The 20,674-nt window shown below is 35.2% G+C and carries 22 protein-coding genes and 1 riboswitch; of the genes, 18 read left to right on the top strand and 4 right to left on the bottom strand.

Annotation, left to right across the window (positions count from 1 at the left end; translation table 11 throughout):
* Positions 1-76 precede the first annotated feature (76 nt).
* From menG to AB4Y30_RS12555, 3 genes are all read left to right on the top strand, one after another.
* Positions 77-787, top strand: coding sequence for a demethylmenaquinone methyltransferase (gene menG / locus AB4Y30_RS12565; RefSeq protein ID WP_368652580.1), 711 nt, complete (start codon positions 77-79; stop codon positions 785-787).
* 88 nt (positions 788-875) lie between these two features.
* Entirely contained in the window at positions 876-1,301 is a 426-nt protein-coding gene (locus AB4Y30_RS12560; protein ID WP_368652579.1) for a DUF6157 family protein, read from the top strand.
* A 93-nt stretch (positions 1,302-1,394) separates the two neighbouring features.
* On the top strand, positions 1,395-2,162 hold the full coding sequence (locus AB4Y30_RS12555; protein WP_368652578.1) for a class I SAM-dependent methyltransferase: 768 nt from the start codon (positions 1,395-1,397) through the stop codon (positions 2,160-2,162).
* 51 nt (positions 2,163-2,213) lie between these two features.
* On the opposite strand, the gene AB4Y30_RS12550 is transcribed toward AB4Y30_RS12555, so the two are convergent.
* Together AB4Y30_RS12550 and AB4Y30_RS12545 are read right to left on the bottom strand one after the other, a co-directional pair.
* Positions 2,214-2,528, bottom strand: a complete 315-nt coding sequence (locus AB4Y30_RS12550) for a multidrug efflux SMR transporter (protein ID WP_368652577.1) — start codon at positions 2,526-2,528, stop codon at positions 2,214-2,216.
* On the bottom strand, positions 2,528-2,869 hold the full coding sequence (locus tag AB4Y30_RS12545; RefSeq protein ID WP_368652576.1) for a multidrug efflux SMR transporter: 342 nt from the start codon (positions 2,867-2,869) through the stop codon (positions 2,528-2,530). The genes AB4Y30_RS12550 and AB4Y30_RS12545 overlap by 1 nt, the downstream gene beginning before the upstream one ends.
* A gap of 65 nt (positions 2,870-2,934) precedes the next feature.
* Positions 2,935-3,030: riboswitch (guanidine-I (ykkC/yxkD leader) on the bottom strand.
* A gap of 467 nt (positions 3,031-3,497) precedes the next feature.
* Here AB4Y30_RS12545 and AB4Y30_RS12540 point away from each other — a divergent pair.
* From AB4Y30_RS12540 to AB4Y30_RS12490, 11 genes are all read left to right on the top strand, one after another.
* On the top strand, positions 3,498-4,022 hold the full coding sequence (locus AB4Y30_RS12540; RefSeq protein ID WP_368652575.1) for a GNAT family N-acetyltransferase: 525 nt from the start codon (positions 3,498-3,500) through the stop codon (positions 4,020-4,022).
* A gap of 80 nt (positions 4,023-4,102) precedes the next feature.
* Positions 4,103-4,441, top strand: coding sequence for a hypothetical protein (locus AB4Y30_RS12535; protein ID WP_368652574.1), 339 nt, complete (start codon positions 4,103-4,105; stop codon positions 4,439-4,441).
* Positions 4,442-4,626: 185 nt separating this feature from the next.
* On the top strand, positions 4,627-4,971 hold the full coding sequence (locus AB4Y30_RS12530) for a flagellar basal body rod protein (protein ID WP_368652573.1): 345 nt from the start codon (positions 4,627-4,629) through the stop codon (positions 4,969-4,971).
* Between the two features lie 28 nt (positions 4,972-4,999).
* Entirely contained in the window at positions 5,000-5,635 is a 636-nt protein-coding gene (locus AB4Y30_RS12525; RefSeq protein WP_368652572.1) for a PspA/IM30 family protein, read from the top strand.
* Between the two features lie 292 nt (positions 5,636-5,927).
* Positions 5,928-6,659: a cell wall-active antibiotics response protein LiaF gene (liaF, locus tag AB4Y30_RS12520; protein WP_368652571.1), complete on the top strand. Its 732-nt coding sequence runs from the start codon at positions 5,928-5,930 to the stop codon at positions 6,657-6,659.
* Positions 6,656-7,693: a sensor histidine kinase gene (locus AB4Y30_RS12515; protein WP_368652570.1), complete on the top strand. Its 1,038-nt coding sequence runs from the start codon at positions 6,656-6,658 to the stop codon at positions 7,691-7,693. Before liaF ends, AB4Y30_RS12515 begins: the two co-directional genes overlap by 4 nt.
* Entirely contained in the window at positions 7,686-8,327 is a 642-nt protein-coding gene (locus AB4Y30_RS12510) for a response regulator (RefSeq protein ID WP_368652569.1), read from the top strand. The genes AB4Y30_RS12515 and AB4Y30_RS12510 overlap by 8 nt, the downstream gene beginning before the upstream one ends.
* A gap of 370 nt (positions 8,328-8,697) precedes the next feature.
* Positions 8,698-10,014, top strand: coding sequence for an NlpC/P60 family protein (locus tag AB4Y30_RS12505; protein ID WP_368652568.1), 1,317 nt, complete (start codon positions 8,698-8,700; stop codon positions 10,012-10,014).
* Between the two features lie 47 nt (positions 10,015-10,061).
* Entirely contained in the window at positions 10,062-10,184 is a 123-nt protein-coding gene (locus tag AB4Y30_RS12500) for a hypothetical protein (RefSeq protein WP_368652567.1), read from the top strand.
* The gene (locus AB4Y30_RS12495) at positions 10,171-10,758 is read left to right on the top strand and encodes a nitroreductase family protein (protein WP_368652566.1); all 588 of its coding nucleotides are present in this window, start codon (positions 10,171-10,173) and stop codon (positions 10,756-10,758) included. Before AB4Y30_RS12500 ends, AB4Y30_RS12495 begins: the two co-directional genes overlap by 14 nt.
* A gap of 351 nt (positions 10,759-11,109) precedes the next feature.
* On the top strand, positions 11,110-12,405 hold the full coding sequence (locus AB4Y30_RS12490; RefSeq protein ID WP_368652565.1) for a hemolysin family protein: 1,296 nt from the start codon (positions 11,110-11,112) through the stop codon (positions 12,403-12,405).
* Between the two features lie 74 nt (positions 12,406-12,479).
* Here the strand turns inward: AB4Y30_RS12490 and AB4Y30_RS12485 are convergent, their stop codons facing one another.
* The gene (locus AB4Y30_RS12485) at positions 12,480-13,061 is read right to left on the bottom strand and encodes a TetR/AcrR family transcriptional regulator (protein WP_368652564.1); all 582 of its coding nucleotides are present in this window, start codon (positions 13,059-13,061) and stop codon (positions 12,480-12,482) included.
* A 185-nt stretch (positions 13,062-13,246) separates the two neighbouring features.
* Here AB4Y30_RS12485 and AB4Y30_RS12480 point away from each other — a divergent pair, with 185 nt between their 5' ends.
* Together AB4Y30_RS12480 and AB4Y30_RS12475 are read left to right on the top strand one after the other, a co-directional pair.
* Entirely contained in the window at positions 13,247-14,452 is a 1,206-nt protein-coding gene (locus AB4Y30_RS12480; RefSeq protein ID WP_368652563.1) for an MFS transporter, read from the top strand.
* An 85-nt stretch (positions 14,453-14,537) separates the two neighbouring features.
* The gene (locus tag AB4Y30_RS12475; protein WP_368652562.1) at positions 14,538-15,956 is read left to right on the top strand and encodes an amidase; all 1,419 of its coding nucleotides are present in this window, start codon (positions 14,538-14,540) and stop codon (positions 15,954-15,956) included.
* A 56-nt stretch (positions 15,957-16,012) separates the two neighbouring features.
* Here the strand turns inward: AB4Y30_RS12475 and AB4Y30_RS12470 are convergent, their stop codons facing one another.
* Entirely contained in the window at positions 16,013-17,314 is a 1,302-nt protein-coding gene (locus tag AB4Y30_RS12470) for an amidohydrolase (protein WP_368652561.1), read from the bottom strand.
* Between the two features lie 619 nt (positions 17,315-17,933).
* On the opposite strand from AB4Y30_RS12470, the gene AB4Y30_RS12465 reads away from it, so the two are divergent.
* Together AB4Y30_RS12465 and AB4Y30_RS12460 are read left to right on the top strand one after the other, a co-directional pair.
* Positions 17,934-19,289 (top strand): M20/M25/M40 family metallo-hydrolase, encoded by a 1,356-nt coding sequence (locus tag AB4Y30_RS12465; RefSeq protein WP_368652560.1) that lies wholly within the window; start codon positions 17,934-17,936, stop codon positions 19,287-19,289.
* A 26-nt stretch (positions 19,290-19,315) separates the two neighbouring features.
* Positions 19,316-20,617, top strand: a complete 1,302-nt coding sequence (locus AB4Y30_RS12460; protein WP_368652559.1) for a CapA family protein — start codon at positions 19,316-19,318, stop codon at positions 20,615-20,617.
* Positions 20,618-20,674: the final 57 nt, after the last annotated feature.

Below are 20,674 nucleotides of genomic sequence, written 5' to 3'. Positions count from 1 at the left end.
TGCTAAAGTTGACAAGAAATATGTCTCTTCTTTCAGGTATAATAGGTCTAACAGATTTAACAAGTGAGGAAGTGTTATGGTGGAATACTCATCAAAAGAAGAACGAGTACATGATATATTTGAGAATGTATATGAAAACTATGATTCAATGAACTCAGTAATTTCCTTTCAGATGCATAAACACTGGAGGAAAGACACGATGAAACGCATGAATGTACAGCTTGGAGATACAGCATTAGATGTATGCTGTGGTACCGGTGACTGGTCGATATCTTTAGCAGAAGCTGTTGGAGAAGACGGTAAAGTAATTGGTCTTGATTTTAGTGAAAACATGCTTTCTGTTGCTAAAGAAAAATCACGAAATGAAGAATTAAATCAAATGGAGTGGATTCATGGGAATGCTATGGAACTCCCATTTGAAGATAATCATTTTGACTATGTGACGATTGGATTTGGCTTAAGAAATGTACCAGATTATATGGCCGTATTAAAGGAAATGCATCGTGTTGTAAAACCAGGTGGTAAAGTAGTTTGCTTAGAAACATCGCAACCAACTTTAATAGGCTGGAGGCAATTGTATTATTTTTATTTCCGATTTATCATGCCATTATTAGCTAAAATGATTGTGAAAAAATATAAGGAATATTCTTGGTTACAGGAATCAGCAAAAGATTTTCCAGGAAAACAGCAATTAAAGCAAATGTTCTTAGATGCTGGGTTCGAACAGGTAGATGTGAAAAGTTATGCTGGCGGAGGTGCAGCTATGCATATGGGATATAAAGCATGATCAGTCAATAAAGAGCATGTTTTTTGGAAATGGCCAGTATCTTTAATTTCATGTTACTAATACTTAGAAGCTAAAGGGAGAGAAGTAGATGGCAAAAGATGATTTAAATTATTATCAAACATTTATTACGGTAGCACCAGATAGTACAGCAACAGCAGGAGAGACTCCTAAAGCTCGTGGTACAAAGCCAACCAAAGTTCAAATTGAATATGAACTATTATCGACTAACCCCTATGTCTATAGCCAAAGCGAGTTGCTTTTTGAAGTACATATAAGGCATAAGGGGATTTCAAAGGAGAATATGGAAGCAGAAGAAAAGGCATTTTTTGCGAAATCCCATGCTTGTTTACGAGCTTCTACTTTGCCTAAAAAGCTAGGATGGGGCATGCATTTTAATGAGGAAGGGAAAATCGCTCTTTATGGAATCGAGACTCCTGAGTATACCCAATTTTCGGAGAATAGAACTGGAGAACTGAAAATACTTCCCGCTATGCGCAGCAGCAGAAAAAAATAAATTGATAGTAACTCTCATCTTTTTATGCATCTGATTAGAAAATGTAAATATTCAATAATGATTTAAAGAAATCTAAAATTGGAGGCTGGAAATATGATGGAAATGAATGATCCTTCTTTCAACTATGATAAACATGGACAGAAATATTCAGGATATAGACAAACAGATCCGAGAATTGCTGCATACGTTCATCAAGCTTTAGATTCAGCAAAAACAGTATTGAATATAGGTGCTGGGGCAGGCTCCTATGAACCAGAGGATCGATATGTCGTGGCAGTTGAACCTTCACTCGTGATGCGTTCCCAGCGTCAGAAATTAGGAAAAGTTCCAGCTATTCAAGCGACAGCAGATGCTTTGCCATTTGATGATAATTCCTTTGATGCTTCTATGGCGATGGTGACTGTCCACCACTGGCCAGATATTCGTAAAGGATTAGATGAATTAAAAAGAGTAACAAAAGATCGAATCATAATAATGACCTTTGACCCGGATGCTTTGGGTAACTTTTGGAATGCTCACTATTTCCCTGAGCTTATTGAAGTGGAGAAAGCAAGATATCCAACGATAGATTTTATAAAACAAGCACTTGGTGGGAAATGCGATATACAAACAATTCCAGTTCCATTTGATTGCATAGATGGATTTCAGGAAGCATTTTATGGACGTCCTGAAGCCTTTTTAGAAAAAGAAGTACGGCTCTCACAGTCAGCATGGGGATTTTTATCTGATGAAACGGAGAATATGCTTGTGAAAAGACTTTCGGATGATCTACAATCAGGTGAATGGGATAGAAAATATGGAGAATACAGAGCGAAAGCTAATTTTACCTGTGCTCTTCGATTGATCACAGCTAAGTTATGATAGATAGAAAATACTCCCCTTTGAAATATTTGATCTCAAAGGGGAGATTACTTATGACACTAGCTTCAAACCAACTGCTGCACCTAATACCATCATAATGAAAATAATTCTTTTCCAGTCTTTTGGCTCACCGTATAAAACCATTCCCATAATAGCTCCACCAGATGCACCAATTCCTGTCCAAATTGCATATGCAGTTCCCATTGGCAAGGAAGTCATTGCATATGCGAGAAAGACGAAACTCGCTCCAAAGCCAAAAATTAGCAAAGCGAGGGATTGCCAATTTCGATCTCTGTGCAATTTATTAATCATCGCCACACCAAACATCTCAAATAAACCAGCAACTACTAAAGAAACCCATGCCATTAGGATTCAGCTCCTTCTATTTCTTTTTCCTTGGTAACTAATTTCAATCCAATGACACCTGCTAGTAAAAATAGAATCAATATGATTTTTTCTAGCTTAAATGCTTCTCCAAAGAAAACAATGTCTGCAAAAACAGTTCCTGCAGTACCTAGTCCAACAAAAACAGCATAAACAGTTCCAACAGGAAGGTTTCTTCCAGCCATAATCATTAAATAGAAACTGATAATAATTGCGATAACGGTACCACCCCATGCCCAAAAATTATCAGCATGTTTTAATCCAATCACCCAAAAAACTTCAAAAAATGCGGCAATAATTACTTTTAGCCAATTTTTATTCATGTAAAAACCTCCAATTTTATTCTTCCCAGAAAATAAAAAAGCCTGAGAGATAACTGTTTAACAGTTTCTCCCAGGCTTTTGTCCCTCCGTGGCACAGCTATAGCTGTGAGTTTTCTCTTGGACCAGACCAAAAAAATTGCGGAACCCTAGAAAACATTTAATTTATGCCATTTGTTACATAGAATTATACACAAATTTAGTTTTTTTTCAAGGTTCGTGGATAGTTTGAGATTTCAAATCCTGCCTTTAAGGTGTAACAGAGACTGTCAGGGCAATGAATAGAATTGTATTCCAATCACCATTTTAATTTGATGTTTTTCAAGTTTAATTTCAGATATGTTATCCTTTTTATGAAAGGCAAATTGTTCGATTAAGGGGCAGGGTGAATTATGGATCTTTTAGAAAACATAAATAGTGTAGTATTGATTCTACTATTAATTACTAACATTTTTTACTTTATTACTTTAAGCAAGATTAAGAAAGAGAGAAAATTAACATTCATTGAAATAAGTATGTTTATTCTTATTCAAGCAGCGTATCTGTTGCTGGCATTCAGACTCTTGTTAGGTATTTTATCTAAATAAAACAGGGAAGATTGTAAAAATATTAAATAGAGAGAGGATAATAAATGTTAAAAAGTTTTGAAACAGATAGATTAACCTTACGAGAAAGAACATTAGAGGATTTAGATGCATGTGTAGAGATGGACAGTGATCCAGAGGTAATAAAATACATTCCAGAGCTAGCAAAACTAGTAGCAGGTTCTTTAGCGAATAAAGAAGTACATAAAAAATTTGTAAAAGATAGAATTACTGCAGAATATCCAAGTGGAATGGGATATTGGACAATAGAAACAAAAGATAAGCAAAAAGATTTTATTGGGTGGATTATGTTGATACCTCTGGATATGGTAGGACCCGAAATAGAGATTGGCTGGAGATTAAAACGACAATATTGGGGGAAGGGTTATGCGACAGAAGCTGCCAAAGTAGTTTTGGATTACGCGCTTGATGATCTCATAATTAAAGAAATAGTGGCTGATATTGAATCTGCGAATAAAGGTTCCATTAGAATTGCTGAAAAATTAGGCTTTCAGATTTTAGCGAATGATGAGGGAAATGGAATAGAAAGACATATAATTTGTAGAACCTAAAATGGCAGAATCTTTTTAATACATATACTTCTCTTCTCTAGTTTGTTATAATAAGTGAAATTTAATAAAAGGATAAGGGAGTGAATATCATCAAAAAACTAATACTTTATATTGTTCTCTTAGGAATTGTGGTTGGAATAGTATTCCTCGGTCCATACCGAGTTTTAGATCATTTCAATGCAGAAGATAAAGTATTGCCCTTATTCGAAGCTCTACAAGAAGCAGGAGAAATAGCAGATAAATCAGCGGTGAAGAAAATAACATATAAAGGAAATCATTTATACGAAGTACAGACTGACGAAAACTATTATCTTACTGAAGTAGTAGATCAAGGATCAAGTCGAACATTAATGGCATATGAAATGAAAACTAGAGTGACTAATAGTCATGGTGCTGACCCTTGGTATAAGTTTTGGTAATTAAAATATAGTAGAGCTGTTCCACAATTAGCTAGCTAATTGTGGAACAGCTTTTTTATGCTCTGAAATAGCAAGACTTAGCTTAACTAAGCCTCAAGTCTTATTTGAAAATATAGCTCTAGCTCATTATTACAAAAAGAGAATCACGATAAGATTAAATCAAGGTAAACGAAAGGAGGAGGAACATGAAACAGTTTCTATTATTTATCGGAGGACTAGTTTTACTATTAATTATAGTAGGTAGTCTTGGACCAATGATTTTATTAGGGGTTAGCATTTGGTTACTTTATGTTGTCTTCAAGCAATTTATGAAAAGTGAGACGACAGCAGGAAAGATTGGTTGGACAATTGTTGGACTAGTTGTCTTAATGATAGGTATTTCCAATATTTATGCAGTGATTGGACTCGTAGCAGTTTACGGTCTATATCTAATTATTAAGAATTGGAAAAATGATGATAACATCATTGACTCGAAAACAGATGATCCATTTACAAACTTTGAAAAGCAGTGGGCGGAATATAATCGTTAATCAATAAAAAATAGAAGGAGAGATTTACATGACAAATATTTTTACACGTATGAAAGATTCGATCTCAGCAGATTTACATCAATTATTAGACAATAAGGAACAAAAAAATCCAATTACAGCTTTAAATCATTATTTACGTGAGAGTGAAAGAGAGAAAGAAAAAGTAAGAAAGTTAATTGAACGCCAATATCGTTTGAAGGACGAGTTTACAAAAGAATACTTACAAGCAGAAGATCATGCAAATAGACGTAGAAAGCAAGCAGATATTGCTGAACAAGCAGGAGAAGTGCAATTATACGAATTTGCGATGAAGGAGCATACGGAATATCAAGCTCGTGCAGATAGAATGAAGAAACTACGTGATGAAGCACTAGAACAGCTAGAAATGTTAGAACAAAAGTATTCAGAAATGCAGAATAAATTAAAGGACATGCACTTAAGAAGAATGGAATTAATGGGAAGAGAAAATATTGTTCGTGCAAGTAATCAAATCAATCGTGTTATTAATGAGGTTTCAGATAAGCCATTCTCTCGTTTTGAAGAATTAGAAAGATATATTGAAAATCTAGAGTACAAAGTAAATAGTGATCACTACCGTAATACCTTTGATCATAAAATGGAGCAGCTTGAGAAAAAGCTAAAGTCAAAAGAAGAAATAAATTAAATTTTTCTAGCGAAATAAGAAAGTATAAAAATTGCGCAAAGTAATGTTTATTCAGAGATAGCGATGTCTAGCTCCGAGCGCCAAAAACTAAGAGATTTCGCGTCACTCCCTACAATAAGTCAACATCGGTTCGTGACCTCACCGTGTTTCCTTTATCTCGGTTGTGCCGCTCCAATCTCTACGTTTTTAAGCGGGCGCTCTGCGCTTTTCGTTTCGAAAAATGATATACTAAAGCAGGCATTAGCTATAATGTCTGCTTACTTACATAGAAAAAAGAAAGGAGGGTCACCTCATGTTACAACGTATACCTACAGATATTATTAATTGGATTATCGTTATTGGGGTGATTCTCTTTGTTATAGAATTGGTATTTTTCAATGGTGGTTTAATTGTTGGTGCATTATTAGGCTTAGGACTTATTTATTTTGGCTGGAAAAACTTCCTACAACTATGGGGAAAAGTATGCTTCTGGGTAGGGGTTATTCTGGTGATTTTCTGCATATTAAACATGCTTGCGGTTCGTTTTTTGATCTTGGCAGCAATCGCTATTTTTGTATTTCATTATATTAAGTCAAAAGAAGAATCCAAGAAAATAAGAGCAGAATTACTTATTGTGGATGAACATGAGCGCGAAGAAGTTATGGAGGTTCAGCCGTTTTTCTCACAAAAATTATGGAAAGAACAAAGAACGAATGAAACGGTCTATGCATGGCGCGATGTAAATATCCAAGGATTGTATGGAGATAAAATCATCGATTTAAGTAATACAGTCCTTCCTGAAGATACAGCAATTATCTCCATTCGACAAATATTTGGAAATATAACGATTTATATTCCATATGAAGTAGAAGTTAGTATTCATCATAGTACGTTTTTTGGAAAGGCATTTATTTTTGGCAATCCACAAAAGAATTTGGTGAATGAAACAGTAATTTATCAAACGAAGGATTATGATGCAGAGCGTCAACGGGTGAAAATCATCTGCTCCTTAATATCTGGTGATATCGAGGTGAGACGCATATGATGATACTTCGACATGTGATAGTTACTGTATTACTTAGTATATTTACTACCATATTCTTATTAGGAATCATATTCTTTGTCTATCCATTAGATAGCTGGGAAGAATTATTTAATAGAACTTTATTTGATATTCCTTTCATCATGCTTGCATCGATTGTGCCGATTATTTTTGGGGTTGTCTTTGGTTTAATTATAGGTCTAAATACGAGACAAGATTATCGTCATATTGAAAAACAATTAAATGAGCTTACACAAGGCCAAAAAATAACTTCTTCAACTACAAGAAAAGAAGTCCTTAAAGTAGAGAAGATGGTTATACAAGTACAGGACAAGCTAGTGAAGCAAACAGAATTGTCCCAGCGTTTAGCAACGGAGCGAACAAAAGAACGTGAACAAGGGCTACAGGAAGTAGTAGTACAGGAAAGAAACAGGTTAGCACGAGAATTGCATGATTCTGTCAGTCAACAATTATTTGCAGCTTCTATGATGATGTCGGCAATTAATGAAGCAGCACCTGAGCAGGACGAAAGAATAAAGAAACAATTAGTAATGGTAGAAAATATGATTCATCAATCTCAGCTAGAAATGAGAGCATTATTGCTCCATTTACGACCAGTAGCTCTTAAAGGAAAATCACTACAAGAAGGTGCAAAGGAATTACTCTTAGAGCTACAGCAAAAAGTTCCTTTACACATTACATGGAAAATCGAAGAATTCTCTGTAGAAAAGGGAATAGAAGATCATTTATTTCGAATCCTGCAGGAATCCGTTTCTAATACACTTCGCCATGCGAAAGCAGAAAGCCTAGACGTGTTATTAATTGAAAGAGATGAATTAATTATTTTACGCGTAGTAGATGATGGAATTGGTTTTAATATGGAGGAAGCACCAACAAGTTCCTATGGCTTACAGAATATGAAGGAAAGAACGGTAGAAATAGGTGGCACATGTAAAATAATTAGCATACCGGATCAAGGGACAAGGCTTGAAGTGAAAATTCCTAAAGTAGGAAAGGAGGATAAAGCAAATGATTAAAATATTATTTGTAGATGATCATGAGATGGTTCGTATTGGTGTTTCAGCCTATCTATCAGCACAGTCAGATATGGAAGTAATCGCGGAGGCAGATGACGGAACAGTGGCAGTTGAGAAGGCCCTACAACTAAAGCCAGATATTATTTTAATGGATTTAGTGATGAAGGAAATGGATGGAATAGAGGCAACAAAGCGAATTATGCAAGCATGGCCAGAAGCCAAAATCATTATTGTTACAAGCTTTCTAGATGATGAAAAAGTTTATCCTGCTTTAGAAGCTGGTGCTACAAGTTATTTATTAAAAACATCGCCAGCAAATAAAATTGCTGATGCTATTCGCTCTACTTATCAAGGGGAATCCATCCTGGAGCCAGAGGTGACTGGGAAAATAATGAACCGGATGCGCAGTGGACAAGAAAGAGTATTACATGATGATTTAACAAAGCGCGAACTAGAAATCTTAATGCTCATAGCAGAAGGAAAAACAAATCAGGAAATAGCAGATGAATTATTTATCGCATTAAAGACAGTTAAAGTTCATGTCAGCAATATATTAGGGAAATTAGAAGTGCAAGATCGTACACAAGCAGTTGTTTATGCTTTTCAAAATGGGCTTGTTGAACATAAAAAATAAATTTGTCAAAATAAAAAGATGGTATCTTAGTTGATATAAATGCTTGTGAAAGCACTGTATCAAAAGGATGTCATCTTTTTTTGTCTATTATTCTATCGTATACAGACAAGATATCTTTTTATGTCGAAACTTATTTTCTATTGAAATTTATAGTGGATTAGGTTTATGATAGAAAACGTGCTTTTATTTGTTTTATTTCATAGAAAGTAGAAGAAAAACATATTTTGAAATATAACTGTAACATTATTAATATATGAATGTAATTATCGCATGCTATAATGCATTTAGTTGTCTTTAGAAGAAAATAAAATTTGATAAAAACATACATAGAGAGTTAAAAAATAGAAATTTCGGAAGCGGGGAATACGGGTTGAAAAAGTTTATCATAACAGCAACTACAGTTACTGTAGTTGGACTAGGAAGTGTCTTTTTTACGAATACTGCAAACGCTGAGTCAGTTAAAGAATTAGAAAATAAACAAACAGAAATTCAAAATGAAAGACAAGAAGTAAAGGCTAATTTGTCAAAAGCAGAAGCAGAAATTGCGGATGTTTTAATTGATTTAAAAGAAATTAATCAAGAAATTGCACGCGTGGAACAAGCTTTAATTGAAAACCAAAAAGTAGTTGAGAAAACAGAGAAAAATATCGATAAAACAGAAAAAGAAATTGCAGATTTAGAAGCAGAAATTGCAGATTTAGAAGAAAGTATTGAATTACGTTTTGATAAGTTAAAAGAAAGAGTAGTAGCTTATCAGCAAAATGGTGGAGATATTCAATATTTAGAAGTATTATTTGGTGCTAAGTCATTTGTTGACTTTATTAGTAATGCTAATGCTGTAGTTCAATTAACAAATGCAGATGCTGATATTTTAGCAGGCATTGAAGCAGATAAAGAAATTGTCGAAGCTAAGAAACAAGAAGTAGAAGAAAAACTAATTGTTTTAAATGAAGAAAAAGTTGAGTTGGAAGGAATGGCTCAATTAATCAAAGATCAAAAAGAAGAAGAAGAAGCTAAGAAATCAGAATTAGAAGAAAAAGAATCAAAATTAACAAGCTTAAAGGCTGATTTAGAAACAAAAGATAGTAATCTAGCTTCTCTAGAAGCTCAAGTTAGAGCAGATATTGAAATTGCTCGTACTCCTGTTCCAGAACCTACTCCAGAAGTTGCTAGTGCGACAGCAGCAGAGAACGCAGGAAGTGGAAATAGTAATAATAGTGGAAATAATGAAGCACCAGCTTCAAGCAATGCTACTAAAGCAAAACCACAAACTCAAAAGCAGTCGGAGCCAGCATCTAGTACACCAGCACCACCAACTGGTAAGAACATTAGTAAAGCGATTACCGCTGGGAATGCACATTTAGGTACACCATATGTATGGGGCGGTAAAGGACCAGGTGGATTTGACTGTTCAGGATTTGTATCATGGGCATTTAAGCAAGCAGGTTATAGTATCCCATCTAGTACAGCAGGTTTACAATCTGTAGGTACCAAAGTTTCTTATAGTGATATTCGTCCTGGTGATCTTGTATTTTTCGATACATACAAAACGAATGGTCATGTAGGAATTTATGTTGGTAATGGTAACTGGATTGGAGCACAAAACTCTACTGGATTAGCAATAGCTAGTATGGACAATTCTTACTGGAAGAGCAAGTTTAACGGTCACGTAAGAAGAGTTAACTAATATTAAATGATAAACCAGCCTTAGACTGAAATAAGGCTGGTTTTTTGATGTCTAAAAACCGATTAGCTATGTGGGCAAGTCTAGATAAAGAATGGTATATTAGAAATGGTTGGGTATTACTGGAAGAACAAAATAAGAAGTTGGAGGCAATTCATAATGACAGAAACTAATAATCAAAGAAAAGCAAATTACAAAATTAATCCAATTTATATAGAGCGCTGGTCACCACGTGCATATTTAAATAAAGAGATATCAGATGAAACATTAAATTGTTTATTTGAAGCAGCGAGATGGGCACCTTCAGCAGCGAATGTACAGCCTTGGAGATTTATTATTGCCCGTTCAGATACAGATCGTGCCAAGTTTTTAACATTTATTAATGATGGCAATAAAAAATGGTGTGATAAAGCTCCAGTTCTAGTCGCTGTGACTTCTTTGAAAAACTGGAAAGTGGATAGTGACGATATTAATCCAACACACGGATTTGATACAGGTGCAGCTTGGGGTTTCTTATCTTTAGAAGCAATACGTCAAGGATTACATACACATGCAATGGGTGGATTTAATCGTGAAAAAGCTAAAGAAGTATTAGAAATTCCAGATAATTATGATGTCCATGCAATTATTGCTATAGGATATAAAGGTGAAAAGGAAATGCTTGATGAATCATTACAGCAACGTGAGATTCCTTCAAATCGAAAGCCAATTGAAGAATTTGTCTTTGAAGGTGTCTTTCGTAAATAAATAGGAAAGCCGAATCAAATCAAGTTTAAGCGACTATACTATGAATATAAAAAATAAAGGAAATGCTTAAGAATTTTTTAGGCAATTCCTTTGTTTTATAATGGAAAAAATCATTAAAAAATAATATAATAAAAAGAAAGGAAGTGGGTGATTCGATGGGAAGTTGATGTTTCATTTTTTACAAATCCAAAGCCAATTTGCTAAAATGCTAAGTCAACGATTCTTTAGTTACTATATGGACTCATTGGATCATCAATGGTTAACAAAGACGTACTTAGCTAAGTAACGAAAGTACTTTTAAATACACCAGGAGGTGAAATCTTCTTATTCATATTAATAAGGAGATACTAATTGATATTTGTTAACTTTACTTTAGTTGTAATTTTGATCTTGCTAACCGCATTTTTCGTTTCCACTGAATTTGCGATTGTTAAAGTGAGAACAACAAGAATAAACCAGTTAATCGAAGAAGGAAATCAACGAGCAGTCTCAGTAAAGAAAATAATAGATAATCTTGATGGGTACTTGTCTGCCTGTCAATTAGGAATTACAGTAACTGCACTCGGCTTAGGGTGGTTAGGAGAACATACATTAGGCCAAATTATTCGTCCTATATTAGATGCAATTGGTGTGAATCCAGCTGTTTCTCCTGTTATTACAGTAGGATTAGCATTCCTGTTAATGACATTTTTACATGTTGTTGTTGGAGAATTAGCTCCAAAAACAATTGCTATCCAAAAGGCAGAGGCTACAGTGTTATTACTTGCAAAACCATTGATTGCATTTTATGTAATCTTGTATCCATTTATTTGGGTATTAAACGGATCTGCTAGATTACTTGTCCGTGTATTTGGTATTAATCCAGTTGATGGTCATGAAGTAGCACATAGTGAAGAAGAGTTGCGTTCATTACTTTCTGAGAGCTATAAGAGCGGTGAAATCAATAAACTTGAAATGACATACATGAACAACATTTTTGAGTTTGATGATCGTTTAGCGAAAGAGATTATGGTTCCTCGTACAGAAATGGTTTGCTTGTACAAAGAAGACACCTATGAAGAAAACTTAAAAATCATGAGTGAGGGTCAATACACTAGATTTCCAGTAGCAGATGAAGATAAAGATGATATTATTGGTTTGGTGAATGTAAAACATGTTTTTACTGGTTATTACAGTGATAAAGAACATTCGATTGAATCATATATTCGTCCAATCTTGCATATTTCAGAGGTAACGCCAATTAAGCAAGCCTTGCGTAAAATGCAAAAAGAAAGAATCCACATGGCGATTGTTATCGATGAATATGGTGGAACTGCTGGACTAGTAACAGTTGAGGACATTCTTGAAGAAATTGTTGGAGAAATCCGTGACGAATTTGATGTGAATGAACAGCCGATGATCGAAAGAATTGATAATAGAACGGTATTGGCTGATGGAAAACTTCGTTTAAAAGAGCTTGATGAATTATTAAATACAGACATTACTGATGATGAAGTAGATACCATTGGTGGATGGCTGATTATGAATGATTTAGAATCCGAACAAGGTACAATGATCGAACATAATGGGTTCCAATTCATTGTTGAAGAAATTGAGAATTACCAAGTGAAAAAAGTTAAAATCGTATCATTAGAACGTGATATATAATAACGAACTAGTATGGAGCTATTGGATAGCTTTGTACTAGTTCGTTTTGTTTTTTAATAATTCCTGGAAAACTGCTAAGCCATCACTCCACGCCAAAATACTTTCCACATAGATTCCCCATGACTTTTAATAATATCAAAATTGAAATAATTGGTTTCGTAAGATAAGCCGTCTAGTAAACCATAAAATGCATGAGCAATTTCTGTTGCGGAAATCTCACTTGTAATATCCCCTTGTTCTTGAGCTTTTTCAACCACATCCTTAAAAGCTTCTCTTGCTTGTTTCTCACTTTCACGAAGTAATTCTAATACTTTGTCCTCAAGACCCTGTGGTGGGTAAGATGAAAAACGATTATAGAATTCAAGGCTATCCTCATGATTGGCCATATCTTCCACATGTGCTTGAAATGAAAGATATAATTTTTCTTCTGTCGATTTTCCTTCATTTTCAAAAGTAGATTTCACAAAACGAATATAATCTTCAGCTATAGCTGCTGTTACATCTAAAAATAATGCTTCTTTACTATTGTAATGTGTATAAAGAGAAGACTTTTTTAAACCAACTTGACTAGCAATCTTGGTCATAGAAGTCCCGTTGTAACCAAGTGTTGCAAATAATTTCATTCCTTCAAGTAGTATTTTTTCTTTTGTATGCATGAAAATTCTCCTTTGACAAAGTGATTATTATCAGGTAAAATCTTTCAAAGAACGAACGGTCGGTCGTGTTCCGTTTGTTTCTTAATTATAAAGTAAGTTTATCTACATGTCATCTGAAAATCAATTCAAAGAATTTAATGAAATGGAGAAAACATGCTTTTAAAACTTATTGGAGGAAAGGTAGTATGGGAACACAATCTTTATTTAAAAATCGTACATTTGTGCTGTTGTTTGTAGCTGGTATTTTTGGCGTTGTTAGTTTTAGTATGTTTTTGACTACAACAGCATGGTTTGTCATTAGTGGGAGTGGGTCAGCAGGTTCCTTAGGAATTGTATTAATTGCTGCTACAGTTCCGAGAATTGCAATGATGATTTTTGGCGGGATTGTGGCAGATCGTTATAAAAAGACAACGATAATGTTCTGGGCGAATTTTGCTCAGGCTGTTTTATTGCTTATTTTATATCTTTTGCTGAAAAATGATGGATTAACACTTACTTATCTTTTATTGATTGCAGTTGGATTTGGTATGTTGGATGCTTTCTTTGGACCAGCAAGTTCATCAATGATTCCTAAAATTGTCGAGAAAAATCAGCTTCAAAAAGCAAATGCTTTATTTCAAGGTGTAGATCAAATTTCATTTGTAGCAGGTCCAATTATAGCAGGTTTATTGATGGAATCGATTGGGATTAGTGGAAGCTATTTTGTCGCAATGATTTTAGCCTTATTTTCTGCGGTAATTATTTATCCACGTTTAATTAATGAAGGACCCGTTGCACTTGAGGAAAAACAGAAGCCAATTAAGGAGATTAAAGAAGGAATGAGCTATATTCGAAGCTCAAGCTTCCTGATGACAGGTATTGTTGTTTTAATTACATTGAACTTTTTTGTATTTGGAACATTGCATATTGCTATTCCTTTTTTAGTAGAAAGTTATGGAGGCACACCACTTAATTTAAGCTACATGGAAGCTAGTCTTGGAATTGGTTTAGTAGCTGGTACAGCTATACTAACTTCTGTATTAGTAAAGAAAAAAGGAAAAACGTCATTATTTGGATTGCTGGGAGCATTAATTGCATATGTTGTTTTTGCACTGGTTTCTAATTTAGCGATGCTGACAATCATTGTTTTCTTTATTGGATTTTCCATGTCATTTGTATTTATTCCATTTTTTACGGCTGCACAAGAACAGACTGAAGCCTATATTATGGGAAGAGTTATGAGTATTATTTTTCTAGCGATGAATGGATTTGATCCAATTTCTTATGCGCTTGTTTCAGGACTATCTGCTGTAAATATACCTATTCAAGCGATTTTATTAACCTTCGCGTCGGTTGGTTTAATTATTACAGCAATATTATTCACAAAAGCAAAAACTTATAAAAGTATGTAGAGATATCATTATTTCTCTTAGGCTTCTTCCTAATTTTTGATATACTTGAATGAGTAAGTAATAGTAAAAGGGGAGTATATACGAGATGGTAAATGATATTTATTTTAATTCGGTAAGAGAAATTGTTAAGGCTATCCAAAATCGCAATGTTTCTGTCAAAGAAGTGATGCAAGCACATTTAGCCCAAATTAATAAAGTGAATCCACAAGTAAATGCGATTGTTTCATTAAATGAAGAAATAGCGATGAAGGAAGCTGAATTAGCAGATAAAAAAATTCAGTCTGGTGAAAAGCTAGGACCGTTACACGGAATACCTATGGCAATTAAAGATACGGAACAAGCAAAAGGATTCCCTGCGACAAGCGGGTCATTATTATTTAAAGATAGAATTGCAACTGAGGATAATATAGCTACAGAAAGGCTTCGTGCGGCAGGAGCTATCATTATCGGAAAAACAAATGTGCCAGAATTTGGTGCAGGTGCTCATACCTTTAATGAAGTTTTTGGGAAAACACTAAACCCATATAATCTAGGAAGAACTGCAGGAGGAAGCAGTGGTGGAGCAGCAGTAGCAGTATCAACTGGAATGCTACCAATTGCAGATGGAAGTGATACAGGTGGTTCTTTACGTTTCCCTGCAGCATTTAATAATGTTGTTGGCATAAGAACATCACCAGGTCGTGTACCTAGATTTCCAAAGGATTTCCCATTTTCTCCACAGGCAGTACAAGGTTCTATTGCAAGAACCACTAGTGATGCGGCTTATATGCTATCAGTTATTGCGGGACCAGATAACCGTTCGCCAATCGCAATTGAGGAGCCAGGTTCTATTTTCTTGGAGTCATTAGAGAGAGACATGAAAGGTGCTCGTATTGCGTATTCAGCTGATTTTGGCGGTGAAATTCCAATTGAACCACAAGTTCGAGAGCAGTTTATGAAACAATTAGAAGTCTTTGAGGCAATGGGCTGTAAGTTAGAAGAAATTCATCCGGATATGACGAATGCTGAAGAAATTTTCCAAGTTTTCCGTGCGCATGAATTTGAAACTGCTATGGGAGGCTTAATGGATAAACACCGTGAGTTGTTTAAGCCAAGCTTAATCTGGAATATTGAGATGGGACGTAATTTACGTGGACCTCAAATTGGTCAAGCAGATCGTATGCGTACAGAATTATTCCATCGTTTCCGAGCATTTTTTGCGAAGTATGATGCATTTTTATTACCAGTAAGTCCAGTATCTCCATTTGATGCGAATTTAGAATATCCATTATCTATTGATGGGGTAAAAATGAATACGTATTTAGAGTGGATGAAAACATGTTACTATATCACTGTATCTGGATCACCAGCGATATCTGTTCCAGGTGGGTTTACAGCGGATGGATTACCATTCGGTTTACAAATTGTTGGTGGTCATCGTCGAGATTTAGATGTACTACGTATTGGACATGCTTTTGAGCAAGCAACGCAATATGGAAAAACACGTCCAGAGCTTGCAAAATAATCATCAAAAAAATGAGGGTGGAAATTTATCCACACCTCATTTTTTACATTATAAAATTATTTAGCTTCTTTAGCATTCAATGCACAGTTTACAACAAATTCTACTGCTAAAGGCATAGCATCCTCATCAATATCGAAGCGCTCATTATGATGTCCTGCGGCAATATCAGATCCAAAAGTACAGTATGTAGCAAGTCCGCCTTTTTCTTGAACTCTTGTCATCATATATGTTGCATCTTCAGAACCACCTGCACTAGTACCCTCATGAATTGTATGGTATCCAGCTACTTTTTCAGCTTGTGCACGAACGAATGGAAGTAATTCAGGGCTAGCATTACTTGTCTGTGCTCCACCTACAATATCAATATCTAGCTCAGCATCATACATCGTTGCAGCACCTTTTAATACTTTAACCGCACGATCATAAATAAATTCATTAATTTCAGTAGTTTCTCCACGAGTCTCAATCTTCATAAAAGCTTTATTAGCAATAATATTACGCCCGCTTCCAGCTTCAAGAACACCTACGTTTATACGAGAAGCACCATCACTATGTCTTGTAATTGCATACAAGTTTAATGCAGCAGAAGAAGCAGCAAGTAATGCGTTTCTACCTTCCTCTGGTTTACCACCAGCATGTGAAGCAACTCCTGTAAAGGTTACATCTAGTTTTGTAGTTGCTAAATAGCCATTACTTGCACAGGAGAATACTCCAGTTGCAGCACCTGTACCAATATGTCCAGCAATGAAAATATCTACATCATCAACTACACCAGCTTCAACCATTGACTTAGCACCACGTACGCCTTCCTCAGCAGGCTGGAAAATAACTTTAATCTTACCAGATAATTGATCTTTGATTTCAGAAAGCACTTTAGCAGCACCAAGACCAATTGTAGTATGTGAATCATGTCCACAAGCATGCATCATTTTATCATTAATAGATACAAAATCTTCAGCTACAGGTTTATGATCTGCTTCTAAAGATTCTTGAATATCAAGCGCGTCCATATCAAAACGGAAACCGATTGTTGGTCCAGGCTTACCTGTATCTATTATACCAACAACTCCAGTAAATCCTCCTGAGAATTTCTCTAGCCATTTTGGATCAGCACCTTGCTCTAAAGCACGTTTTTCATGGTATGCTAATACATCGGCAGCAGGTACTCCCATACGAGCGCTTTCATTTACTACCTCACTACCAGCTTTAACCTCATATCCCCACTCAGTTAACTTTGTAGCTACAATAGATGCTGTACGAAATTCTACCCAGCCAGATTCAGCGTGTTTATGAAGATCACGTCTCCACTCAACTAGGCTAGGATATAAATCTTTCACTAATTTTGTAATCTCGCTCATTCTAGATTCTCTCCCTTGTGTTTTCATCTTTATGAAATTGAATCATTTTTCTTAATCACCATTTCATTATACAATAAAAATTGAACAAATTGTGAATTATTGATTGAAATAATTTGAGAATTGTAAGAATATGACCAATATTGACACTAGATTTTCGCTCGTTTATACTTAATTTGTGATTTCATGTTAACTTTTTAGTCCATTAAGAAAGTATTGAACTTCAGATTTATATAGAGTAGTGAGGTTGGGGCAAAAGGAATTTTGAGTTTAAAGAACCGAACAAAATACAAAAAAGTGTTGGAAATATACGTAGACTCCCCGTCGGCTAAAGTCGGTCACGTCACGAGGACCAACGCCAACACTAGGACGTCCTGTCCGTCGAGGTTCTCCAATCGCCCATGGAAAGCGAAGTATATTTCCGGAGCGGATATTTTAGCATTTATATTCGGAACTACTAATCAAAGATACTTTTGTCTCCTCCCATCTTGATTGTAGCTTTGTAAGCGGTATTTTCTTAATGATAATTACTAATCTAGTCTAAATTATTGCCTAGGAAATTATTCTTACAATTAATGTTGTCACACGGTCTTAAATATCCCTGAATTAGGAGGATTATCCATTGAAAGAAGTATTTGAGTACATTGAGCAAAATAAAGATACATATATTAAGTGGTTACAAGATTTATGTAAACAACCAAGTGTAGCAGCACAGAATCGAGGGATGAAGGAAACAGCAGATCTGGTAGAGCAATTGATTCAAAGCATCGGTGGAAAAACACAAAAAGTACCTACATCTGGCTATCCTGTAGTTTACGGAGAATTTAATGCAGAAAAAAATCATATTCTGTCCTTTTATAATCATTATGATGTACAACCGGAGGATCCTGTTGAATTATGGGATTATCCGCCTTTTGGTGCTGAAATTCATGATGGGAAAATCTATGGTCGTGGTGTAGCAGATAATAAAGGAAACTTAGTTGCTAGATTAGCTGCTATTGATGCCTATCAGAAAGTAAAAGGAGAATTACCTATCAATATTAAATTTCTCATTGAAGGAGAAGAGGAAATTGGTAGTGTACATTTAAATGAGTTTATTGAGAATCACCCGTCACTCATAGAAGCAGACGGGAACATTTGGGAATTTGGCTATCGTGATAATGATGGACGAATGAACATAACATGTGGAGTAAAAGGAATGTGTTATGTTGAATTAGTATGTCGAGGTGCAAATACAGATCTTCATTCCTCAAATGCAGCAGTCATTGAAAATCCGGCTTGGAGATTAACTTGGGCACTTTCTACATTAAAAACTCCTGATGAGCATGTAAATATTCAAGGGTTTTATGACAAGGTGGCTATCCCAACAGAGGAAGAGATAAAGCAGCTTGAGCAAATGTCTTATCAGGAAAAGGAAACATTAGAACGATTAGAACTAAATAGCTTCTTGCTTGATTTATCTGGTTTAGAGTTGAAGAAGAAGCTTGTATATCAACCGACATGTACGATTTGTGGATTTTATTCAGGCTATACTCAAGAAGGAGCAAAAACAGTTTTACCGAATGAAGCAAGAGCTAAAATAGATTTTCGACTTGTTCCACACCAAGATCCTGAAGAAGTGGTACAATTGTTAAGGGCACATTTAGACAAAAATGGGTTTTCTGATATTGAAATAATAAGTCATTCAGGAGTAGCTGCAGCGAAAACAGATCCGACAGATAGATTGGTACAATCTGCTACAGATACAGCACGCGAGGTATATGGAACAGAGCCAAATCCTGTACCGATGTCTCCAGCAACTGGACCAATGTATGATTTATGTCAGAAGCTAGGTATCCCATCAGTGTCTATTGGTGTAGGGCATCCTGATGCTCGAAATCATGCACCAAATGAGAATATTTTCCTGGAAGATTTTATTAATGGCATTAAACATATAGCTGCTATTATGGAAGATTTTCCAAAACGATTACAAAAATAATAAAGAAAAATGATGGAGGTTTTTTCATGGAACAGACAATTTCATTTGTAGCAACAGGAGATAGCTTTATTACTAGACGATTACCATCAACAACTTCTGAGTCTTTTGTCGAGTTAACAAACTTAATTAAAAGTGCAGATGCTCGTTTAACGAACTTAGAAATTACAACACATAACTTTGAAGGCTATCCAGGACAAGCAAGTGGTGGTACTTGGGCTATTACTTCTCCACTTGCACTAAGAGATATTAAAGCTTACGGTTTTAATTTACTACCTTGGGCAAATAATCATACACTAGATTATTTATATGGTGGACTTGAAGCGACAGAAAGATATATAAATGAATATGAATTTGTTCATGCAGGTGTTGGGAAAAATTTAGCAGATGCTAGTGCACCAAGATATTTAGAAACACCAGCTGGTCGAGTTGCATTAATTGCTGCTACTTCTAGCTTCCATGAAACATGGATTGCTGGTGATCAACGAAATGATATGTCTGGGCGTCCTGGTATTAACCCACTACGCCATAAATCAGTGCATAAGATTTCAAAGGAGAAATTAGAAACCTTGAAAGAAATCGCTGATACAGTGGATATTAATGCAGTGACGAAAATGTCCATTAAAGAAGGCTTTGTAGTCGAGAAAAAAGACGGGAAATTTGAGTTTGGACAGTATGTGTTTGCTGAAGGATCTCCAGAAGGGAAAGAAACTTCACCAGATCCACGTGATATGAAACGTATTTTAAAATCTATTTCTGAAGCAAAAAGACAAGCAGATTATGTAGTAGTAAGTATTCATGCTCATGAAATGCAAGGAGAGGATAAATCAGTACCAGCTGAATTCCTTAAAACTTTTGCAAGAGAATGTATCGATGGTGGAGCTGATTCCATTGTAGGACATGGACCCCATGTATTAAGGGGAATTGAGATTTATAATGGACGTCCAATTTTCTATAGTTTAGGAAACTTTATTTTCCAAAATGAAACAGTAACTCATTTACCAGCAGACTTTTATGAAAAGTATGGTTTAGGTAATGATCATACTGTTGCAGATGGGCTGGATACAAGAACTGAAAATAATACTAAAGGCTTTGGTGTGAACGAAAAAATTTGGGATTCCATTGTACCAGTATGGAAAATGCAAGGAGATAAATTAACAGAAGTGAAGCTATATCCAATCGAATTAGGATATAAGCAACCACGTTATAAAATTGGTTGGCCAACATTAGTGAAAACAGATAGAATCTTAAAAGATTTACAAGAGCTGTCTGAACCTTTTGGCACAAAAATTGATATTAAAGACGGTGTAGGAACAATTGTATTAGATTAATTCTATTGCAGTTGGAAAGAAATACATTCCACTAGTTATTCATTAATAGAGTCCAGA

It is taken from the genome of Ornithinibacillus sp. 4-3 (assembly GCF_040958695.1).
In the GTDB taxonomy this organism is placed as follows: domain Bacteria; phylum Bacillota; class Bacilli; order Bacillales; family Amphibacillaceae; genus CALAMD01.
The sequence above is the reverse complement of the archived record's forward strand: the minus strand, read 5'-3'. Positions and strand labels throughout refer to the sequence as shown.

What these genes read in the sequence shown, in the direction of transcription:
- AB4Y30_RS12515 (WP_368652570.1), top strand. Translation starts at nt 6,656, where the DNA reads ATGATGATACTTCGACATGTGATAGTTACTGTATTACTTAGTATATTT.
- AB4Y30_RS12540 (WP_368652575.1), top strand. Translation starts at nt 3,498, where the DNA reads ATGTTAAAAAGTTTTGAAACAGATAGATTAACCTTACGAGAAAGAACA.
- AB4Y30_RS12525 (WP_368652572.1), top strand. Translation starts at nt 5,000, where the DNA reads ATGACAAATATTTTTACACGTATGAAAGATTCGATCTCAGCAGATTTA.
- AB4Y30_RS12530 (WP_368652573.1), top strand. Translation starts at nt 4,627, where the DNA reads ATGAAACAGTTTCTATTATTTATCGGAGGACTAGTTTTACTATTAATT.
- menG (WP_368652580.1), top strand. Translation starts at nt 77, where the DNA reads ATGGTGGAATACTCATCAAAAGAAGAACGAGTACATGATATATTTGAG.
- AB4Y30_RS12500 (WP_368652567.1), top strand. Translation starts at nt 10,062, where the DNA reads ATGTCTAAAAACCGATTAGCTATGTGGGCAAGTCTAGATAAAGAATGG.
- AB4Y30_RS12560 (WP_368652579.1), top strand. Translation starts at nt 876, where the DNA reads ATGGCAAAAGATGATTTAAATTATTATCAAACATTTATTACGGTAGCA.
- AB4Y30_RS12480 (WP_368652563.1), top strand. Translation starts at nt 13,247, where the DNA reads ATGGGAACACAATCTTTATTTAAAAATCGTACATTTGTGCTGTTGTTT.
- AB4Y30_RS12485 (WP_368652564.1), bottom strand. Translation starts at nt 13,061, where the DNA reads ATGCATACAAAAGAAAAAATACTACTTGAAGGAATGAAATTATTTGCA.
- AB4Y30_RS12475 (WP_368652562.1), top strand. Translation starts at nt 14,538, where the DNA reads ATGGTAAATGATATTTATTTTAATTCGGTAAGAGAAATTGTTAAGGCT.
- AB4Y30_RS12460 (WP_368652559.1), top strand. Translation starts at nt 19,316, where the DNA reads ATGGAACAGACAATTTCATTTGTAGCAACAGGAGATAGCTTTATTACT.
- AB4Y30_RS12510 (WP_368652569.1), top strand. Translation starts at nt 7,686, where the DNA reads ATGATTAAAATATTATTTGTAGATGATCATGAGATGGTTCGTATTGGT.
- liaF (WP_368652571.1), top strand. Translation starts at nt 5,928, where the DNA reads ATGTTACAACGTATACCTACAGATATTATTAATTGGATTATCGTTATT.
- AB4Y30_RS12545 (WP_368652576.1), bottom strand. Translation starts at nt 2,869, where the DNA reads ATGAATAAAAATTGGCTAAAAGTAATTATTGCCGCATTTTTTGAAGTT.
- AB4Y30_RS12495 (WP_368652566.1), top strand. Translation starts at nt 10,171, where the DNA reads ATGACAGAAACTAATAATCAAAGAAAAGCAAATTACAAAATTAATCCA.
- AB4Y30_RS12550 (WP_368652577.1), bottom strand. Translation starts at nt 2,528, where the DNA reads ATGGCATGGGTTTCTTTAGTAGTTGCTGGTTTATTTGAGATGTTTGGT.
- AB4Y30_RS12555 (WP_368652578.1), top strand. Translation starts at nt 1,395, where the DNA reads ATGATGGAAATGAATGATCCTTCTTTCAACTATGATAAACATGGACAG.
- AB4Y30_RS12470 (WP_368652561.1), bottom strand. Translation starts at nt 17,314, where the DNA reads ATGAGCGAGATTACAAAATTAGTGAAAGATTTATATCCTAGCCTAGTT.